This is a genomic window from Streptococcus porci DSM 23759, assembly GCF_000423765.1.
GTDB lineage: Bacteria > Bacillota > Bacilli > Lactobacillales > Streptococcaceae > Streptococcus > Streptococcus porci.
Genome location: NZ_KE384090.1, coordinates 66,796 through 84,741, shown reverse-complemented (window position 1 = coordinate 84,741; position 17,946 = coordinate 66,796). Strand labels below are relative to the sequence as shown.

The window sequence follows — 17,946 nt, the reverse complement described above, 5'->3', positions numbered from 1 at the left end:
TTTTTGATGACTGCTCCTACCACTTAGTAGATACAAGGAGTTGTGTGAAAGTGAAAAAATAGATTAAGGCTATTTTCGCCATAAAGAAATCGACAGAAAGGTTTTTATGAAACTTAAACATTTAACTAAAGAGCAATTTATTCGTGATTTTAAAGATACTCTTCATGAAGAACAGTTGATTAAAGTCCCACGTGCAACACCTTCTGAGCTTTTTACGACGCTTGCTAAGCTGATTCGCAAGTATTACACCGATACTTGGATTGAGCGGAACCACAAGCTATCTGAAAAGCAAGAAAAAATAGCTTATTATTTCTCCATTGAATTTCTTCCGGGGCGCATGCTTGAGACCAATCTTCTTAACCTTGGAATTCTTGATCTTGTTAAGGAAGGTTTTGCAGAACTTGATGTTGACTTTGAGGCGGTTGTTCAAGCAGAGCATGACATGGCGCTTGGTAATGGAGGACTAGGTCGTTTAGCAGCTGCCTTCATGGATTCTTTGGCGACAACGGGCTATCCAGGTTTTGGTAATGGCTTGCGCTACCAATATGGACTTTTCAAACAACGCATCGTTAATGGTTACCAAATTGAATTGCCAGATTCATGGTTTGGATCGATTGGTAACGTCTGGGAAGTTCGCAAAGATCACGATGTTGTTGATGTAAAACTCTTCGGAGATGTTTACCTCCAAGCCAACGAGGAAGGGCGTATCGTTCCTGTTCATAACAATGCACAAGTTCTGCGTGCAGTCCCTTATGATGTTCCACAAATTGGTTTTGAAAATGACGTCATCAATAATCTCCGACTTTGGGATGTGGAAATCCCTGAGGAATATGAACTCAATTATCCTACCCTAGAATCTAGACGTCGAGTGGAGGATATCACGGCCGTTCTCTATCCTGATGATAGTAACTATGAAGGCAAACAGCTCCGCCTCATCCAAGAATACTTCATGACAAGCGCAGGGCTCCAAACTATCATCAAATCTTACCTCAAAATGGGCTTGCCACTGGAAAATATCCATGAGAAAGTATCAGTTCACATTAATGATACTCACCCAGCAGTAGCGCCAGCAGAATTTATGCGTCTTTTGGTCGATGACTATGGCTTGACTTGGGAAGCGGCTTGGAATGCGACTGTTCAAACGATGAGTTATACCAACCACACCATTTTATCTGAAGCTTTAGAAAAATGGGATGCAGAACTCTTTAAAAATGTTTTGCCACGCGTTTACCAAATTATCCTCGAAATCGACAACCGCTTTGTAGCACATTTGGCACAAAACAGTGTGGATGCTGGGCTAATCGAACGCACTCGCATTGTCAAAAATGGACAAATCCACATGGCAAATCTTGCTATTATCGGTGGTCATTCAGTCAATGGTGTTGCTAAATTACACACGGAACTTCTCAAGGAAGATACTCTACATGACTTCTACCTGCTATATCCAGAGAAGTTCAATAACAAGACTAATGGTATCGTGCAGCGTCGCTGGACACAAATTGCTGCTCCAGAGTTGTCACAAGCTATTGATGATACAATCGGCAGAGCATGGCGCAAGGACATCCATGAACTTGAAAAGTTGGCTGCCTATGCTGCTGATGATGCTGTTCTTGATACCTTCTACCAAGTGAAGAAAGATGCCAAGGCACGCCTTGCAGCCTACATCAAGGAAACAACAGGGGTAGAAGTCTCAACAGACGCTATCTTCGATGTTCAGGTGAAACGTCTTCATGCCTACAAGCGTCAGCTTCTAAACGTTCTCCACATCCTCAAACTGTACCACGATTTGAAGGACAACCCAGACAAAGATATGGTTCCTCGCGTCTTTATCTTTGGAGCAAAAGCTGCGCCAGGTTACCATTTTGCAAAATCTGTTATCAAATTGATTAACGAAATTGCAAATCTAGTCAACAATGACGCATCACTTCAAGGCAAGCTCAAAGTAGTCTTCCTAGAAAACTACAATGTGTCTCTGGCGGAATTAATTGTGCCGGCAGCAGATGTGTCAGAGCAAATTTCCCTTGCTTCAAAAGAAGCATCAGGAACTTCAAACATGAAATTCATGATGACAGGTGCAGTGACTCTAGCCACACTTGATGGAGCAAATATCGAAATCAAAGATGAAGTTGGAGATGATAATATTGTCATTTTTGGTATGGACAAGGACACTGTTTACCACCATTATGCAGCCCACGATTATTATTCACGTGGTCACTACGAAAGTAGCTCGGTCATTCGCCGTGTCGTAGACAGCTTCGTTGATGGCACTGTTCCAAACGCTCAAAGTGAAGGAACAGAAATCTACGAGGCACTGATCACTCATAATGATGAATACTTCCTGCTTGAAGATTTTACATCCTATGTTGAGGCTCAGGAGCGTATTGATGCTCTTTATCGTGATCAAAAAGCTTGGGCGCGTGTTAGCTTGATGAATATCGCCAAATCGCATAAATTCACATCCGACGATACCATTACTGAGTATGCTGAAGAAATTTGGAATTTGACAAAATAATAACAGCTAAGAGGTCGGAACAGAATCCGATCTCTTTCTATATTGATTCAGCGGTTTATGCAAGTTGTAAAGGAAAATTGAGGATGAAACATTAGTCAAAAATGGTCAAAGAAGCTTTGACAAAAATGCACGAAAGCGCCATCATTTACTATATTTCGTTGACATTTGAAAGAAATAGGACTAAAATGGCTAGGTAAAAAATTTTTTTAAGGAGAAACTCTAATGAATCTTGGTATTTTGGCGCTCGGTTTAGCTGCTCTTGGAGGATCTGTTGGTATCGGTCTCTTGGTAAGTAGCGTTCTGCAATCATCTGCACGCCAACCTGAGATGTTCGGAAAGTTCCAAACAACAATGTTCCTCGGAATTGCCTTTATTGAAGGGATGTTCTTTATCACACTTGCCATGGCTTTTGCGATGGGTTAGAGCGGAGCTGGTTACAATAGATAAGGAGAACTGACAATGGATCATTCAACTCCAAGTGTCCAATTAGGACCAGTTGTCATTGACCTCACCATTTTGAGCATGTCTCTATTAACAGTACTCTTAGCCTTTGGTTTCATTTACTGGGCTAGTCGGAAGATGAGCCTGAAGCCAGCTGGTAAGCAAAATGTTTTGGAATATGCCTATGAGTTTGTTTATGGTGTGGCTAAGGGAAATCTAGGCGAAACTTACGCTCGTAAGTACCTGCTTTTTTTATTTAGCCTTTTTATGTTCCTTTTAATAGGAAATAATATTGGCTTGGTGACCAAGTTGGAATCGGGTTCGGGTGAAAATCTTTGGATGTCACCAACGGCAAATATGATGTTCGACTTTGGTTTGTCTTTGATTGTAACAGTGGTTTGTCATGCAGAGGGGATTCGCCAACGTGGCTTTAAAGCTTATCTCAAAGGTTTTGTGACCCCAGCTTATATGACACCGATGAATATCATTGAAGAGTTTGCAAATTTTCTCTCGCTTGCTCTCCGTCTTTACGGAAATATCTTTGCGGGAGAAGTGCTCATTGGACTTTTGGTTCAATTAAGTCATGCTCATATCCTTTGGCATCCTATTTCATTCCTTTTAACAGTGCTTTGGATTGCCTTTTCGATATTTGTCTCTTGTTTGCAGGCTTATGTGTTTACCATGCTGACGTCGCTTTATTTAAGCAACAAGGTTAAGGGACACGGACACTAAAAAAGCGTAAGGAGTTTTTCATGTTAGTAATGCACAGTGTTTCTATGGGGACACTTTTAGGTAATTTTATCATTGTTACAGGGGCTTTTTTGACCTTAATGATTTTGATTCGTATCTTTGCTTGGTCAAAGATTACAGGTATTTTTGAGGAGCGTGCTAATCAGATTTCAGGTGATCTTGATAAAGCAGAGGCAGCGCGTGTTAAGGCTGAAGAATATGTTTCTGAACAAGAACAGGAACTTAAAAATAGCCGTCTTGAAGCTAGCCAGATTGTCGGTCAGGCAAATGCTCGCGCAGCACACGATAAAGAGGCTATTTTAGCTCAGGCTAAAGAAGAAGCGCAAGCCATCAAAGAAAAGGCTCGTCAAGATGCTGAAGCTATCAAAGCTGAAGCCGTTGAATCAGCTAAGGAAGAAATTGCTAAACTGGCCATTGATTTAGCAGAGCGTGTCTTGGTTGACAAATTGAATGAGTCTGAAAAAACGGCTTTGGTTGACCGTTACTTGGACCGTCTAGGAGAAAACTAATGGACTTAAAGAAACAAGCGTTAGTGCACAAATACGCTCAAGCTTTGGTGGAAAAAGCTAAGAGTCTGGGGCAATTGACGATTATCTACGAAGAAGTCTCTCAAATGATTGACGTTTTCGATGAGACCAAACTAGATGCGGTTTTGACGTCTGATAAATTTGATAAGCTAGAAAAAGCAGGGCTTATTCGCAGGCTTCATCATTCAAACAGTTCTGATCTGAACCAAATGTTGGAAAACCTCATTTCAGAGGATGACTTTGGAATGATTTTGCCAGTTTTACAAGAAGTTCTTGTTAAGATTGGTGAAGAAACTCAGATTTTTGACATGGAAGTAGTGGCTGCACAGCCATTGACCCAAAATCAAAAAGAGCGTATCCGCCAAATTGTTGAGTCAAAATTTGCCATTAAAACCCACCATTTGATTGAAACCATTGACCAGTCTTTGATTGGTGGTTTTATTATTAAGGTGAATAATCAAATTATTGACGCTAGCGTTCGGACACAAATTCAAGATATTAAACAGAAATTGTAAAGATAGAAAGTGGTGTAAGCTTGGCTATAAATGCACAAGAAATCAGTGCTCTTATTAAGGCACAAATTGATAACTTTCAACCCAATTTTGAAATCACAGAAACTGGTATTGTGACCTATGTTGGTGACGGGATTGCTCGTGCTAGCGGGCTAAATGCTGCCATGAGTGGGGAGCTTTTGGAGTTTGCAAATGGTTCTTACGGTATGGCACAAAACTTGGAAGCGACAGATGTAGGGATTATTATTCTGGGGGACTTCTCTAATATTCGTGAGGGCGATATTGTCAAACGAACAGGTAAAATAATGGAAGTTCCAGTTGGTGAAGCCCTGATTGGTCGTGTTGTCAATCCTCTGGGACAGCCAGTTGATGGACTCGGTGAAATTGCAACGACGGGATTTCGCCCAGTTGAAACACCAGCACCTGGTGTTATGCAACGTCAATCCGTTTCTGAGCCTATGCAGACTGGTCTCAAAGCCATTGATGCATTGGTACCAATCGGTCGTGGTCAGCGTGAGCTTATCATTGGGGACCGACAAACTGGGAAAACATCGATTGCTATTGATGCTATTATCAATCAAAAGGGTAACGATGTCATCTGTATTTACGTGGCTATTGGTCAAAAGGAATCAACCGTTCGTACTCAGGTTGAAACCTTACGGAAATATGGTGCTTTGGACTATACAATCGTTGTAACGGCTTCTGCCTCACAACCTTCTCCATTACTTTATATCGCTCCTTATGCTGGTGTGGCAATGGCTGAAGAATTTATGTATCAAGGCAAACATGTTTTGATTGTTTATGATGATTTGTCAAAACAAGCGGTAGCTTATCGTGAATTGTCACTCTTGCTTCGTCGTCCGCCAGGTCGTGAAGCCTACCCAGGGGATGTTTTCTACCTACACTCACGTTTGTTGGAACGTTCTGCCAAGGTTTCTGACGATTTGGGTGGTGGCTCCATCACTGCTCTACCATTTATTGAAACCCAAGCGGGAGATATCTCGGCCTATATTGCGACAAACGTGATTTCTATCACAGATGGACAGATTTTCTTGCAGGAAAATCTCTTCAACTCAGGGATACGACCAGCCATTGACGCAGGATCTTCAGTGTCACGTGTTGGTGGTTCGGCACAAATAAAGGCCATGAAAAAGGTTGCAGGGACGCTTCGCTTGGATCTTGCTTCTTATCGTGAGCTTGAAGCCTTTACCCAGTTTGGTTCGGATTTGGATGCGGCAACGCAGGCAAAACTCAACCGCGGTCGTCGAACAGTAGAAGTGCTTAAACAACCTCTTCACAAACCACTTCCAGTTGAAAAACAAGTCGTGATTTTGTATGCTTTGACCCATGGCTTCTTAGATGATATTCCAGTTAATGACATTCTGAAATTTGAAGAAGAGTTGTATGCCTACTTTGATATGCATTATAGCTACATTTTTGATACGATTCGCATGACTAAGGATTTACCAGAGGATGGGGTGCTTGATGCTGCTATCCAAGATTTCAAAGACCACTCGTTCTTTAACGTTTAAGGAGGGCTGACTTATGGCAGGATCTCTTAGCGAAATCAAGGCAAAAATTCTTTCAACAGAAAAAACTAGTAAGATTACTAGCGCTATGCGGATGGTTTCTTCGGCGAAATTGGTCAAAGCAGAGCAGGCATCTAAGGATTATCAGAATTACGCGTCAAAAATTCGCCAAATTACAACGGATTTTTTAAAAACCGAATTGACTACGGGTTCGGACAATCCTATGTTAGCCTCACGTCCCATCAAGAAGACGGGGTACATCGTGATTACCTCAGATAAAGGATTGGTCGGTGGTTACAACGCCAAGCTCTTAAAGGCCGTTTTGGAACTTATCGCTGATTATCACGATGAAGGAGCAGATGATTATTCCATCATTTCCATAGGTTCTATTGGTTCAGACTTCTTTAAAACACGCGGATTGCCAGTGTCATTTGAATTGCGTGGACTCGAGGACCAACCGTCGTTTGATCAGGTGAGTCGCATCATTTCCCAGTCGGTTGAGATGTATAAGGAGGAGTTCTTTGATGAGCTCTATGTGTGTTACAATCACCATGTCAATTCTTTAACCAGTCAGGTACGCGTGCAGAAAATGCTACCTTTATCAGACTTGGTAGCGGAAGAAGCCACGGATGAAGGTGTGACCGGTTTTGAATTGGAACCAGGTCGTGAAGCTATCTTGGAGCAACTTTTGCCACAGTACACGGAAAGTTTGATTTACGGTGCGATTGTCGACGCTAAAACGGCAGAGCATGCAGCGGGTATGACAGCCATGCAGACGGCGACAGATAATGCTGAGAAGGTTATTGGCGATTTAACCATCCAATATAACCGAGCCCGTCAAACAGCCATCACACAAGAAATCACCGAAATCGTTGCTGGAGCCAATGCGCTTGAATAAGGCTTTTGGCCAGTTGCATAGCGAGATGGGTGCTTGCTAAAAAATGACGACATTAACTGATTTTTTGCAAAATTAACAGAAAGGATAGTTCATTTAGTCAGACATCGATAAGATGATGTGTCTAAACTGAACAGACCCTAAAAGCGCAGGCAGAGGGATTATGTGAGCTAAAAATCTTAAGTATTTGCTAACTTTCCCCTTACTGTTACTTTATAATGGGTTTTGTATCTTATTTATGAGTTCAGGTAAAATTGCTCAGGTTGTTGGTCCGGTTGTAGATGTTAAGTTTGCTACTGGTGATAAACTTCCTGAAATTAACAATGCCCTCGTTGTTTACAAAAACGGGGACAAAAAACAAAAAATTGTTCTTGAAGTTGCCCTTGAATTGGGTGACGGCATGGTACGTACCATTGCTATGGAATCAACAGATGGTTTGACACGCGGTCTGGAGGTCTTGGACACAGGTCGTCCGATTTCTGTGCCAGTTGGTAAAGAAACTTTAGGGCGTGTCTTCAACGTTCTTGGTGACACTATTGACCTTGAAGCGCCTTTTGATGATAATGCAGAGCGGGAACCTATTCATAAAAAAGCACCAGCTTTTGACGATTTATCAACTTCATCTGAGATACTTGAGACGGGCATCAAGGTTATCGACTTGCTTGCCCCCTATCTTAAAGGTGGTAAGGTCGGACTTTTCGGTGGTGCCGGAGTTGGTAAAACCGTTCTGATTCAAGAATTGATCCATAATATCGCTCAAGAGCATGGTGGGATTTCAGTATTTACAGGCGTTGGAGAACGTACGCGTGAGGGAAATGACCTCTACTGGGAAATGAAAGAATCTGGCGTTATTGAAAAAACAGCCATGGTCTTTGGTCAGATGAATGAACCACCTGGGGCACGTATGCGGGTTGCTTTGACTGGTTTGACCATTGCTGAGTACTTCCGCGATGTGGAAGGTCAGGACGTTCTTCTTTTCATTGATAATATCTTCCGTTTCACCCAAGCAGGGTCTGAGGTATCGGCTCTTCTTGGCCGTATGCCATCAGCCGTTGGTTACCAGCCAACTTTGGCAACTGAGATGGGGCAATTACAAGAGCGTATCACGTCAACCAAGAAAGGTTCGGTTACATCTATTCAGGCTATCTATGTGCCAGCCGATGACTATACTGACCCAGCGCCAGCGACAGCCTTTGCTCACTTGGATTCAACAACCAACCTTGAGCGTAAATTGACACAGATGGGGATTTACCCAGCGGTTGACCCATTAGCGTCAAGTTCGCGAGCCCTGTCTCCAGAAATTGTTGGTGAAGAGCATTATAAGGTTGCGACTGAGGTTCAGCACGTCCTTCAACGTTACCGTGAATTGCAGGATATCATTGCTATTCTTGGTATGGATGAATTGTCTGATGATGAGAAAGTCCTTGTTGGTCGCGCACGTCGTATTCAGTTCTTCTTATCGCAAAACTTCAACGTTGCGGAGCAATTTACAGGACAACCAGGTTCTTATGTGCCAGTTGTCGAGACAGTTCGTGGCTTTAAGGAAATTCTTGAAGGAAAGCATGACATGCTTCCAGAGGATGCGTTCCGTAATGTGGGGCCAATCAGTGATGTCATCGAAAAAGCTAAGAAAATGGGTTATTAAGGAGGTCTGCCATGGCGCATATGACAGTTCAGGTGGTAACACCAGATGGCATCAAATATGATCACCATGCTAATTATATTTCTGTGCGAACCACAGATGGTGAGATGGGAATTTTGCCTGGCCACCTTAATATCATTGCCTCTCTAGATGTACACGAGATGAAAATTCGTCGTATTGACGATGATAATCACGTAGACTGGGTTGCCATAAATGGTGGAATCTTAGAAGTGAAAAACGACCTTGTGACCATCGTTGCCAATTCAGCAGAGCGTGAGCGAGATATTGACGTTTCACGTGCTGAGCGGGCTCGAATCCGGGCTGAGCGTGAGCTTGAATCTGCTCAAGCAACCAAGGATATAGACCAAGTACGTCGTGCCAAGGTTGCTTTGGCTCGTGCTCTCAATCGTATAAATGTGGGAACGCATCAGTAGGAATAATAAAGATTTAGACCATCAGTTTAGCTGGTGGTTTTTACGTATTAAAATGCCCCTTGGAGTAATCCAAGGGGTTGATTGCTAGTAGAGGCTACTTTCTTTGACTGAGAAAGTGTCCCCGTGTTTAATATCACCGTAGTTGTAACCGCGGTCAAACCAGCGTTTACGTTGTTCAGAAGTTCCGTGGGTAAAGCTGTCTGGCATGACACGGCCGTATGCTTGCCCTTGTAGGTGATCATCACCGACTGCGTGAGCGGCAGTCATGGCTTCATCTATATCTCCAACATCAAGCAACCCCTGACCGTCAACATAGTTGGCCCAGGCTCCGGCATAATAGTCAGCTTGAAGTTCTAGCCGGACGTTGAGTTTATTAGCTTCGGTTTCAGAGAGTCCTTGACGGGCTTGGGCGTACTGATTCATAGTACCAAGTTGGTTTTGAACATGATGGCCAACTTCGTGGGCAATAACGTAGGCCATAGCAAAGTCACCAGGAGCCCCATATTTTGTCTTTAATTCATCATAGAAAGTCAGATCTAGGTAAACTTTATTATCTGCTGAGCAGTAGAAGGGACCAGATTGGGCTGAACCAGCACCACATCCAGTTTGGATATAGTCGGTATATAGTACCAACTTAGGAGATTCGTAGGTGAGATCATTTCGCTCAAATTCCTTAGTCCAGTAGTCCTCCGTTGAAGCTAGAACCTTGGAGATAAAATCGCCATCCTTATCTGATACCTCGGCAGAGCTTGTTTGGGTAATTTGTCCTGATTGATAGCCACTTGAGGTTCCTCCAAAGATACTACCAAGACCAGAGCTTCCTCCTAAAAAGACTAGGAGAAGTAGGAGTACCATTTTTGTTTTCCAGCCTGTTCTTGAAAAGAGTAGTTGGAGCAGCAGACCGCTACCTGAACCTCCCATGTTAAATCCGCCACCAGATGATCTCTGGCCACGCTGGTCTTGGATATTTTTACTTTTTCTTAAATCATCAATTTTCATGATAAACTCCTCATATCTAGTGTCTATATTATACTTGATTTTCAGGAAATTTCCTACTCATGCGTAGCCTTTTTCAAAAAGAAAAGCAGGCAACTTTTTGTTATAATAGTAAGACAGAATGGGGGAGCAGATGAAACTTTTATATACGGCTATTAAGCAGGATTTAACGGTGGTTTTGGCTAAAGAGGCAGAGCAATATGCCAAAGATAGCAAGCGGGTCTTTTATATTTCGCCCAATTCTCTCTCTTTTGAGAAGGAGAAAAAGGTTCTTAAAAACTTGGGACAAGGGGCTTCTTTTCGGATTACGGTGACACGTTTCGGACAGATGGCTCGTTATTTTCTGCTTAATAGCAGAGCACCAAAGGATAGTCTAGATGAGACTGGTTTGTCCATGATATTTTATCGGGCTCTGTCTGGTCTTTCTGAGGCTGATTTGCAGGTTTACGGCAAGTTGAGAAAGGATAATCATTTTATCAAGCAGCTGGTTGACCTTTATCAAGAAATGAAATCAGCTAATATGAGTTTGTCTGATTTGGAGCATTTGGACAGTCCGGCTAAGCGTACAGATTTAGTGGCTATTTTCTCAGCGGTTGAAGAACTTTTGCGTCGCCATAGCTTCGACAGTCAGTCTAAGCTCAGCTATTTTACCACAGAAATAAAAAGCGGTGCTTTGGATAAGGAACTGGCAGAGACAGTTGTCATCATTGATGGCTTTTCACGTTTTTCAGCTGAGGAATTCCTCTTGATTCAGCTTTTGCATGAAAAAGGTGTGGAGATTGTGATCGGAGCCTATATGAGTCAGAAAGCATATAGTAGCAACTTTTCAGCAGGAAATATCTATCAAGCTTCCATTGACTTTATCCGATCTTTAGCTAAAACTTACGCAGTTAAACCAATCTATGTGTCTGCTGAGCATTTGCCTGAAACGGCTTTTTCAAGACTGTCTCGTCTTGTGGAGCATCAGCACGATTTTACAGAGACAGAAGAAAAGCTGTCAGACGAGGACAAAATGGCCATCTCCATCTGGGAAGTCGTCAATCAGCGTGAGGAAATCACTCAGGTGGCCAAGCGTATTCGATATCTTTTGGCAAATGGCGTGCGATACAAGGATATTTGGGTCTTGCTAGGGGATGTGGAGACTTATCACTTGCAGGTGTCTAGAATTTTTCAAAAGTTTGATATTCCCTTTTACATAGCAAAGTCAGAGAGCATGTCAACTCACCTCTTGGTCAATGTCATTGATGCTCTAACTCGTCTCAAGCGCTATAATTATCGAGCTGAGGACTTGCTCAATCTTCTCAAATCAGGTCTCTTTGGCAATTTTTCACAGAAAGCGATTGATCGCTTTGAGCAATATGTTCTCTACGCGGACATAAAAGGCTTTGCTAAGTTTAATCGTGACTTTACGGCAAATGTCCTAGTGAGGACGGTGACAGGGGAAGATGGGGAAAAAACAGAGAATTATCGCTATGATTTGGATAGTTTAAACGCTATGCGTAACCAAATCATGCTAGCTCTAAGTGGTCTTCTTTCTGCTAAAAAACAAAAAGGGAAAAATCTGCTAGTTAAGCTCAGCCATTTTCTAAAGAGCATTCAGCTTATGGAAAATCTTTCTCAGATGACAGAAGAAGTTGGTCAGAAGGAGCTGGATCAATATGAGCAGGTTTGGACAGTTTTTACAAAAATATTGAGTCAGATGCAGACCATTTTTGGAGAGGAAGTTCTGTCTGTGGAGGAATTTTTATCCTTAATTAATTCAGGCATGATGGCAGCCCAGTACCGAACAGTGCCAGCCACTGTTGATGTGGTTACGGTCAAGTCTTACGACCTGATTGAGCCACACATGGCACCTTATATTTTTGCGATTGGACTAAGTCAAAATCATTTTCCCAAAATTGCTGTTAATAAATCGCTCTTGTCAGATCAGGAGCGTAGCCATTTGAATGAAAAAACAGCAGATGCGTCAACTTTTGACATTGTTTCTCGTGACAATCTTAAGAAAAACCATTTTACAGCTCTGTCCCTTTACAATTCGGCAACCAAGGAGTTGGTTTTGTCCAGTCCTCTCTTAGCAGGAGAGAACAGTCAGGACCTGTCTTCTTATTTGAAGGAATTGAAAGCCCTGGGAGTGCCATCTTACGAAAGAGGGCTACATTTTGAGGCTAAGGGAGAGGCTATCGGTCACTACAAGGACGTGCTTGCGACAGCTCTTGCTATCAATCGAGGGGAGATGGACAGAGAATTGACTCAGGAAGAACAGACTTTCTGGAAGGTTGCAGTTCGTTTCCTAAGAAAGAAATTAGATGAGAAAGCGGTGTTAGTGCCTCACATTTTGGATGAAGTTAAGACCAAGAGGGTTTCTCCAGAGGTTATGGAGGTTCGTTTTCCGCTAGAAGAACCTATTCGCCTTTCTATTTCTGGTCTTTCGACTTACTACAACAACCAGTACCTCTACTTTGTTCGCTATATTTTGAAATTAGAAGAGAAGTCTTCTATTCACCCTGATGCTAGCATTCATGGTCAGTACCTGCATAGGGTCTTTGAGCGCCTACTTAGTCAGTCGCCTGATTCAGCACATTTTGATGAGTTTTTGGAGAAAGCTATCGCGGATACCAATCGTGAAAATAGCTTTGCTTTCATGTATAACTCAGAAGATCAAGAGAGCCAGCTAGCTAGGAGCATCCTAGAGGATGTAGCCAGAGCGACAGCCAGCCTTTTCAAGAATGAACAAGAGCGAGGTATCTTGAGTCAGGAAGAAAGATTTCATTTTAATCTCGGAAAAGAAGTTCAGGTCAATGGTATTATCGACCGTGTGGACAGGCTTGCTGATGGTAGTCTAGGTGTGGTGGATTACAAATCTAGTGAAACGAAGTTTGATTTGGAGCGTTTTTATAATGGCCTCAACAGCCAGTTGGTCACTTATTTACAGGCTTTGAAAGAAGGATATGGAATTGACACCGACCAGCTTTTTGGAGCTATGTATCTGCACATGAAGTCACCATCTGTCAAGATGGCTGACCTCAAGTCACCGGATGACATTCTCAAGCAAAATCTGACCAGCTTGACTTATCAGGGGCTTTTTGCAGAAGGGGAAAAGGAACATCTCGCAGATGGTTTCTATAAAACCACCAATAACCTTTATGACAAAGCAGAGCTGGATACGTTACTGGCATACAATCAAGAGCTGTTTCAGTCTGCGGTCAGGGGCATTCGTTCGGGAAGCTTTGCCATTAACCCCTATACAGCAGACCTCAAGTCGGTGCAGGGAGAACAACTAAAGAATATCACCCATTTTGAAGCGGATAGGCATATGCTGACGCATGCAAGACGGTTGGAAAAACTGCCTCGCAAGGGGAGAACTATCGACAGGATGCAAGCTTTTGCCCTACTGGCAGGAGAGGAGAAAGAAGATGAACATTAAAAATTGGACTTGGCTCAGAGAGCCAAAGGCTTATGAGATTTCAGAAGAAGGGCTCAAAGTGACAACGGAAAGTCATACCGATTTGTGGCAACGGACTTACTACCATTTTCGAAATGATAATGCTCCTGTGCTTCAGATGGAGACAGAGGAAAATTTCTTTTCTTTTGTGGTTAAGACAGACTTTTCTGAGGCCCATCAACGCTTTGACCAATGTGGGATTGTTATGTATCTGGATAGTGATAATTGGCTTAAAGCTTCGGTAGAATATGAAAATGAGAGTTTTCAGCACTTAGGCAGCGTGGTCACCAATTTTGGCTATTCGGATTGGGCTACGACGGAGATTCAGACGTCGCAAAAGGTGATGTGGTATCGATTTAGTCGCCGTGAGGATGATTTTTGTATCGAAAATTCTCTGGATGGGGTGACCTTTCATCAGATGAGGATTTGTCACATGGCAAAAGCTCAGGGGAAAATCCGTTTTGGTGTCTACGCTTGCTCGCCTGAGGACTCCTCTTTTACTGCACATTTTTCAAACTTTGCCCTTCTGGACTGTCAATGGGCAGCACACGACGGTCAGCAACCTGACATAGGAGGAGATGATGAGGACTGAAGCATTTTTAACTCCTGAAGAGATTGCTGCGCGTGTGGCAGAAGAAGTGGCTTCTGACAAAACTCGAAAACTAACGCCAGAGCAGATTGAAGCCATTTATAGCAATGGAAATAATATCCTTGTCTCGGCGTCAGCTGGTTCTGGTAAGACCTTTGTCATGGTGCGCCGCATTTTGGACATGATTAGCCGTGGCGTGTCTGTTGATAGGCTCTTTATCTCTACTTTCACGGTCAAGGCGGCCGGCGAATTGAAAGAACGCTTGCAGACTGGATTGATGGAGCTTTTGCAGGAGACGACTGATGAGGAGACCAAGGTATATCTATCTGAACAATTAGCCCTTTTGCCAACTGCTGATATTGGTACCATGGATGCTTTCACGCAGAAATTGGTCAGTCAGCATGGTTATCTTTTGGGCTTGTCTCCTATTTTTCGTATCATGGCTGATGCTTCAGAACAAGCATTGCTTCGTAATGAGGTGTACGCTGATCTCTTTACGGACTATATGACGGGAAAAGATAGTGAGGCCTTTAAGCGTTTGGTGAAAAATTTTTCTGGCACCAGCAAATCCAGTCAGAAATTTCGTGACCTGGTTTATCACATTTATTTCTTTAGTCAGGCGACCAGCTCCCCTAAAAAGTGGCTTTCTGAAAACTTTTTATCTGCTAATCAGGTCCCCATAGCAGAACAGGCAGATCTTTATTTGGCAGACTTTACTGCACCAGCGGTCTTGGGTAAAGCTATCTCTGAGGCGCAAGCTTTTTTCAAACATCACTATGAAACGGTAACTAAGGAATTTCAAAAATCCTACAAATATCTGTCGGCAGTGGAGGAACTTTTAGGGCATCTCGGCACTTTTGATGTCATGGCTTCGCAGGAGCAACTGATAGACTTTTTAGAGAAAATTTCGGGGTTGTCGGGTCAGTTGACGATGCGCATCGGCTCGTCTAAAGATGAGGAACTTAAACTTTTTTCCAAGGAATATAATCAAGAGCGTCCCAATGTTTTAGCCCCTTTTCTATCTGCTAAGAGGGCTTTGATGGAAGTCAATCTTTTGGTGAGATATCAACCTGAAAGTCTACCGCTTCTAGAATTACTTCGAGATTTTGTGACTGATTTTTCCAACCAGTATTTGCAGGCAAAAATTCAGGAAAATGCCTTTGAGTTCCATGATATTGCCCACTTTGCTATCCAAATTTTGGAGGAATTTCCAGAGGTGGCAAGTGCTTACCAAGAGCATTTTCACGAAGTTATGGTCGATGAGTATCAGGATAACAGCCATATCCAAGAGCGTATGCTTGAGCTCTTGTCAAACGGTCGCAATCGCTTTATGGTGGGAGATATCAAGCAATCCATCTATCGTTTCCGTCAGGCAGATCCCCAGATTTTCAACCAGAAGTTTAAACTTTTTCAGGAAAATGCTGACGCAGGTAAATTGATTTTGCTCAAAGAAAATTTCCGTTCCAGCTCAGAGGTATTGTCTTCAACCAACGACCTCTTTAGTCATCTCATGGATGAGGAAGTGGGAGATATTCGCTATGATGAGCTCCACCTATTAGTAGCTGGTTCAGATAAACAAAAAGAAGTCCACCCTGATAATAAAACGCAACTACTCATCTATAACACTGATAATAGAGAGGTCGATGATGAGACTGACGAAAGCAGTGTTTCACAGGGAGAAATTGCTATCGTTATCAAGGAAATTATTCGCCTCCACAATGAAGAAAAAGTTCCCTTTAAAGACATAACCCTATTGGTGAAATCCCGCACCCGCAATGACCTTCTGCTTTCTGCCTTTGAAGAGCAGGGGATTCCCTTGGTGAATGATGGTGGTCAAAGCAATTACCTCCAGTCCCTTGAGGTTATGATTATGCTGGATACCCTGCGCGCCATCAACAATCCGCTGGATGATTACGCTCTGGTCGCCCTCCTGAGGTCGCCTATGTTCCAATTTCATGAAGATGACCTGGCTCGGATTGCTATTCAGGCAAAGCATGGTGATTTTTATGACAAGTTGGAGTTAGCGCATAGCAGAAGTGGTGCCCATACAGATTTAGTGACAGAATCTCTCAAGCAGAAATTGGATATCTTTATGGATACTTTTCTTTCTTGGAGGTCTTTAGCTAAAAAGCTTGCGCTTTATGAGTTGATTTGGACTATTTACAATGATCGGTTTTATTATGATTATGTAGGAGCTTTGCCTCGTGCAGAGCAACGTCAAGCCAATCTCTATGCCCTAGCTCTGCGAGCTCACGCCTATGAAAAATCAGGGTTCAAAGGGTTACCGCGGTTTATCACCATGATTGATCGCATTTTAGCGAATGACAATGACCTAGCTGATGTAGAAGTCGCTCCGCCTAAAGATGCCGTTCAACTGATGACCATTCACAAATCAAAGGGTTTGGAGTTTAAGTATGTCTTTATTTTGGGAGCGGATAAATCTTTTTTCAATGCTCAGACAAGCGACCAGTATCAGGACATGATTCTCAACCGAGATAAGGGGATAGGCATTAAGTATTTGGCAGATATGAAAGAGGATTACCCAGAGACGACCTTACCAAAAGTTCAGGTCAAGCTGGATACGTTACCTTTTCAATCCAATAAAAAAGTGGAAAAAATCGCTGCTCTGTCTGAACTCATGCGCCTGCTCTATGTCGGTATGACTCGTGCTGAAAATCGCCTTTACCTGGTCGGTAAAGGTAGTCAGGAAAAATTGAGCAACAAATACGATGGGGATTCAAAAAATGGCTTTCTACCTGCTAAATTACGCGAAGAAATCTCAACGTTTCAAGATTGGTTCCTGGCGGTAGAGGCGGCTTTTGGCAAGCGAGACTTGGCTTTTGAGGTGGTTTATATTGATCAAACGGAGCTAACCGTTGATAAGATAGGCTCAATAGTGATGGATGAAATCATTAAGCCAGATGACCTGACAGATAACCGCCAGTCTGCAGAAATCGAAAAAGCTCTAGAAGTTCTAGAGTCTGTGGATGAGTTAAATCGCCGATATCGCTCCGCCATTGACCTACCGACCTTGAGAACACCTAGCCAAATCAAGCATTTCTATGAACCAGTCATGGATACTGAGGGTTTAGAGGTTATGGAAAAAGCTAGCGCTGAGACGAAACGGAACAAGATAACCTTTGACTTGCCAGACTTTGGAGATTCGCCCATTCAGACAGCCGCTGCGGTGGGATCCGCCACCCACGAGCTCATGCAGCGTCTAGACTTAAGTCAACCTGTTACTGAAAAAACAGTCCTATCAGCTCTGCAAGCTGTCCAAGCAGATAAGGATGTCAAGTCTAAGATTACTATTGATAACATTCTGAGCTTTTTTGAGACAGAGTTGGGACAGGAAATTCTTAAAAACACAGATAAAGTCTATCGTGAGGCGCCATTTGCCATGCTGACCCAGGATAAAGTCAGTGGTGAGGACTTTGTTGTCCGCGGAATTATCGACGGATATCTCCTTTATGAGGATCATATCGTTCTCTTTGATTATAAGACGGACAAGTTCACAGACAGCCAAACCATTGTCCAACGCTACCAGAATCAAATGTCACTCTATGCCCAAGCTCTCAGCCAATCTTATGGTATTGCTAAAGTTGAAAAATACCTTGTCTTGCTTGGTGGTGAGGAGTTTGAGGTGGTTAACATTCCCTGAAATCTTTTGATTGACA

At 42.9% G+C, this 17,946-nt stretch carries 13 protein-coding genes; 12 read left to right on the top strand and 1 reads right to left on the bottom strand.

The genetic code is table 11. The annotated features are described in order from the left end of the window. Positions 1-106: 106 nt before the first annotated feature. From G576_RS0111430 to G576_RS0111385, 9 genes are all read left to right on the top strand, one after another. Positions 107-2,512 carry a glycogen/starch/alpha-glucan phosphorylase gene (locus G576_RS0111430; protein WP_027974711.1) on the top strand — a complete coding sequence of 802 codons (2,406 nt, stop codon included), beginning with the start codon at positions 107-109 and terminating at the stop codon, positions 2,510-2,512. A gap of 222 nt (positions 2,513-2,734) precedes the next feature. After that, positions 2,735-2,935 (top strand): ATP synthase F0 subunit C, encoded by a 201-nt coding sequence (atpE, locus tag G576_RS0111420; RefSeq protein WP_027974710.1) that lies wholly within the window; start codon positions 2,735-2,737, stop codon positions 2,933-2,935. Positions 2,936-2,971: 36 nt separating this feature from the next. Further along, positions 2,972-3,685 (top strand): F0F1 ATP synthase subunit A, encoded by a 714-nt coding sequence (gene atpB, locus G576_RS0111415; protein ID WP_027974709.1) that lies wholly within the window; start codon positions 2,972-2,974, stop codon positions 3,683-3,685. A 20-nt stretch (positions 3,686-3,705) separates the two neighbouring features. Beyond that, positions 3,706-4,212, top strand: a complete 507-nt coding sequence (gene atpF / locus G576_RS0111410; RefSeq protein ID WP_027974708.1) for a F0F1 ATP synthase subunit B — start codon at positions 3,706-3,708, stop codon at positions 4,210-4,212. Continuing rightward, on the top strand, positions 4,212-4,745 hold the full coding sequence (locus G576_RS0111405; RefSeq protein ID WP_027974707.1) for a F0F1 ATP synthase subunit delta: 534 nt from the start codon (positions 4,212-4,214) through the stop codon (positions 4,743-4,745). The genes atpF and G576_RS0111405 overlap by 1 nt, the downstream gene beginning before the upstream one ends. A gap of 20 nt (positions 4,746-4,765) precedes the next feature. After that, positions 4,766-6,274, top strand: coding sequence for a F0F1 ATP synthase subunit alpha (gene atpA, locus G576_RS0111400; protein WP_027974706.1), 1,509 nt, complete (start codon positions 4,766-4,768; stop codon positions 6,272-6,274). A gap of 13 nt (positions 6,275-6,287) precedes the next feature. Continuing rightward, on the top strand, positions 6,288-7,169 hold the full coding sequence (locus G576_RS0111395; RefSeq protein ID WP_027974705.1) for a F0F1 ATP synthase subunit gamma: 882 nt from the start codon (positions 6,288-6,290) through the stop codon (positions 7,167-7,169). Positions 7,170-7,404: 235 nt separating this feature from the next. Then, positions 7,405-8,811 (top strand): F0F1 ATP synthase subunit beta, encoded by a 1,407-nt coding sequence (gene atpD, locus G576_RS0111390; RefSeq protein WP_027974704.1) that lies wholly within the window; start codon positions 7,405-7,407, stop codon positions 8,809-8,811. Positions 8,812-8,822: 11 nt separating this feature from the next. Then, positions 8,823-9,242 (top strand): F0F1 ATP synthase subunit epsilon, encoded by a 420-nt coding sequence (locus G576_RS0111385; RefSeq protein WP_027974703.1) that lies wholly within the window; start codon positions 8,823-8,825, stop codon positions 9,240-9,242. An 84-nt stretch (positions 9,243-9,326) separates the two neighbouring features. Here G576_RS0111385 and ypfJ read toward each other — a convergent pair whose 3' ends face one another. After that, positions 9,327-10,241: a KPN_02809 family neutral zinc metallopeptidase gene (gene ypfJ / locus G576_RS0111380; protein ID WP_027974702.1), complete on the bottom strand. Its 915-nt coding sequence runs from the start codon at positions 10,239-10,241 to the stop codon at positions 9,327-9,329. A 130-nt stretch (positions 10,242-10,371) separates the two neighbouring features. Here ypfJ and rexB point away from each other — a divergent pair, with 130 nt between their 5' ends. From rexB to addA, 3 genes are read left to right on the top strand one after another with little or no spacing between them, the layout of a single operon-like run. Then, entirely contained in the window at positions 10,372-13,662 is a 3,291-nt protein-coding gene (gene rexB / locus G576_RS0111375; RefSeq protein WP_027974701.1) for an ATP-dependent nuclease subunit B, read from the top strand. Then, positions 13,652-14,272, top strand: coding sequence for a DUF1349 domain-containing protein (locus G576_RS0111370; RefSeq protein ID WP_027974700.1), 621 nt, complete (start codon positions 13,652-13,654; stop codon positions 14,270-14,272). The genes rexB and G576_RS0111370 overlap by 11 nt, the downstream gene beginning before the upstream one ends. Then, positions 14,262-17,930, top strand: coding sequence for a helicase-exonuclease AddAB subunit AddA (addA, locus tag G576_RS0111365; protein WP_027974699.1), 3,669 nt, complete (start codon positions 14,262-14,264; stop codon positions 17,928-17,930). Before G576_RS0111370 ends, addA begins: the two co-directional genes overlap by 11 nt. Positions 17,931-17,946 lie beyond the last annotated feature (16 nt).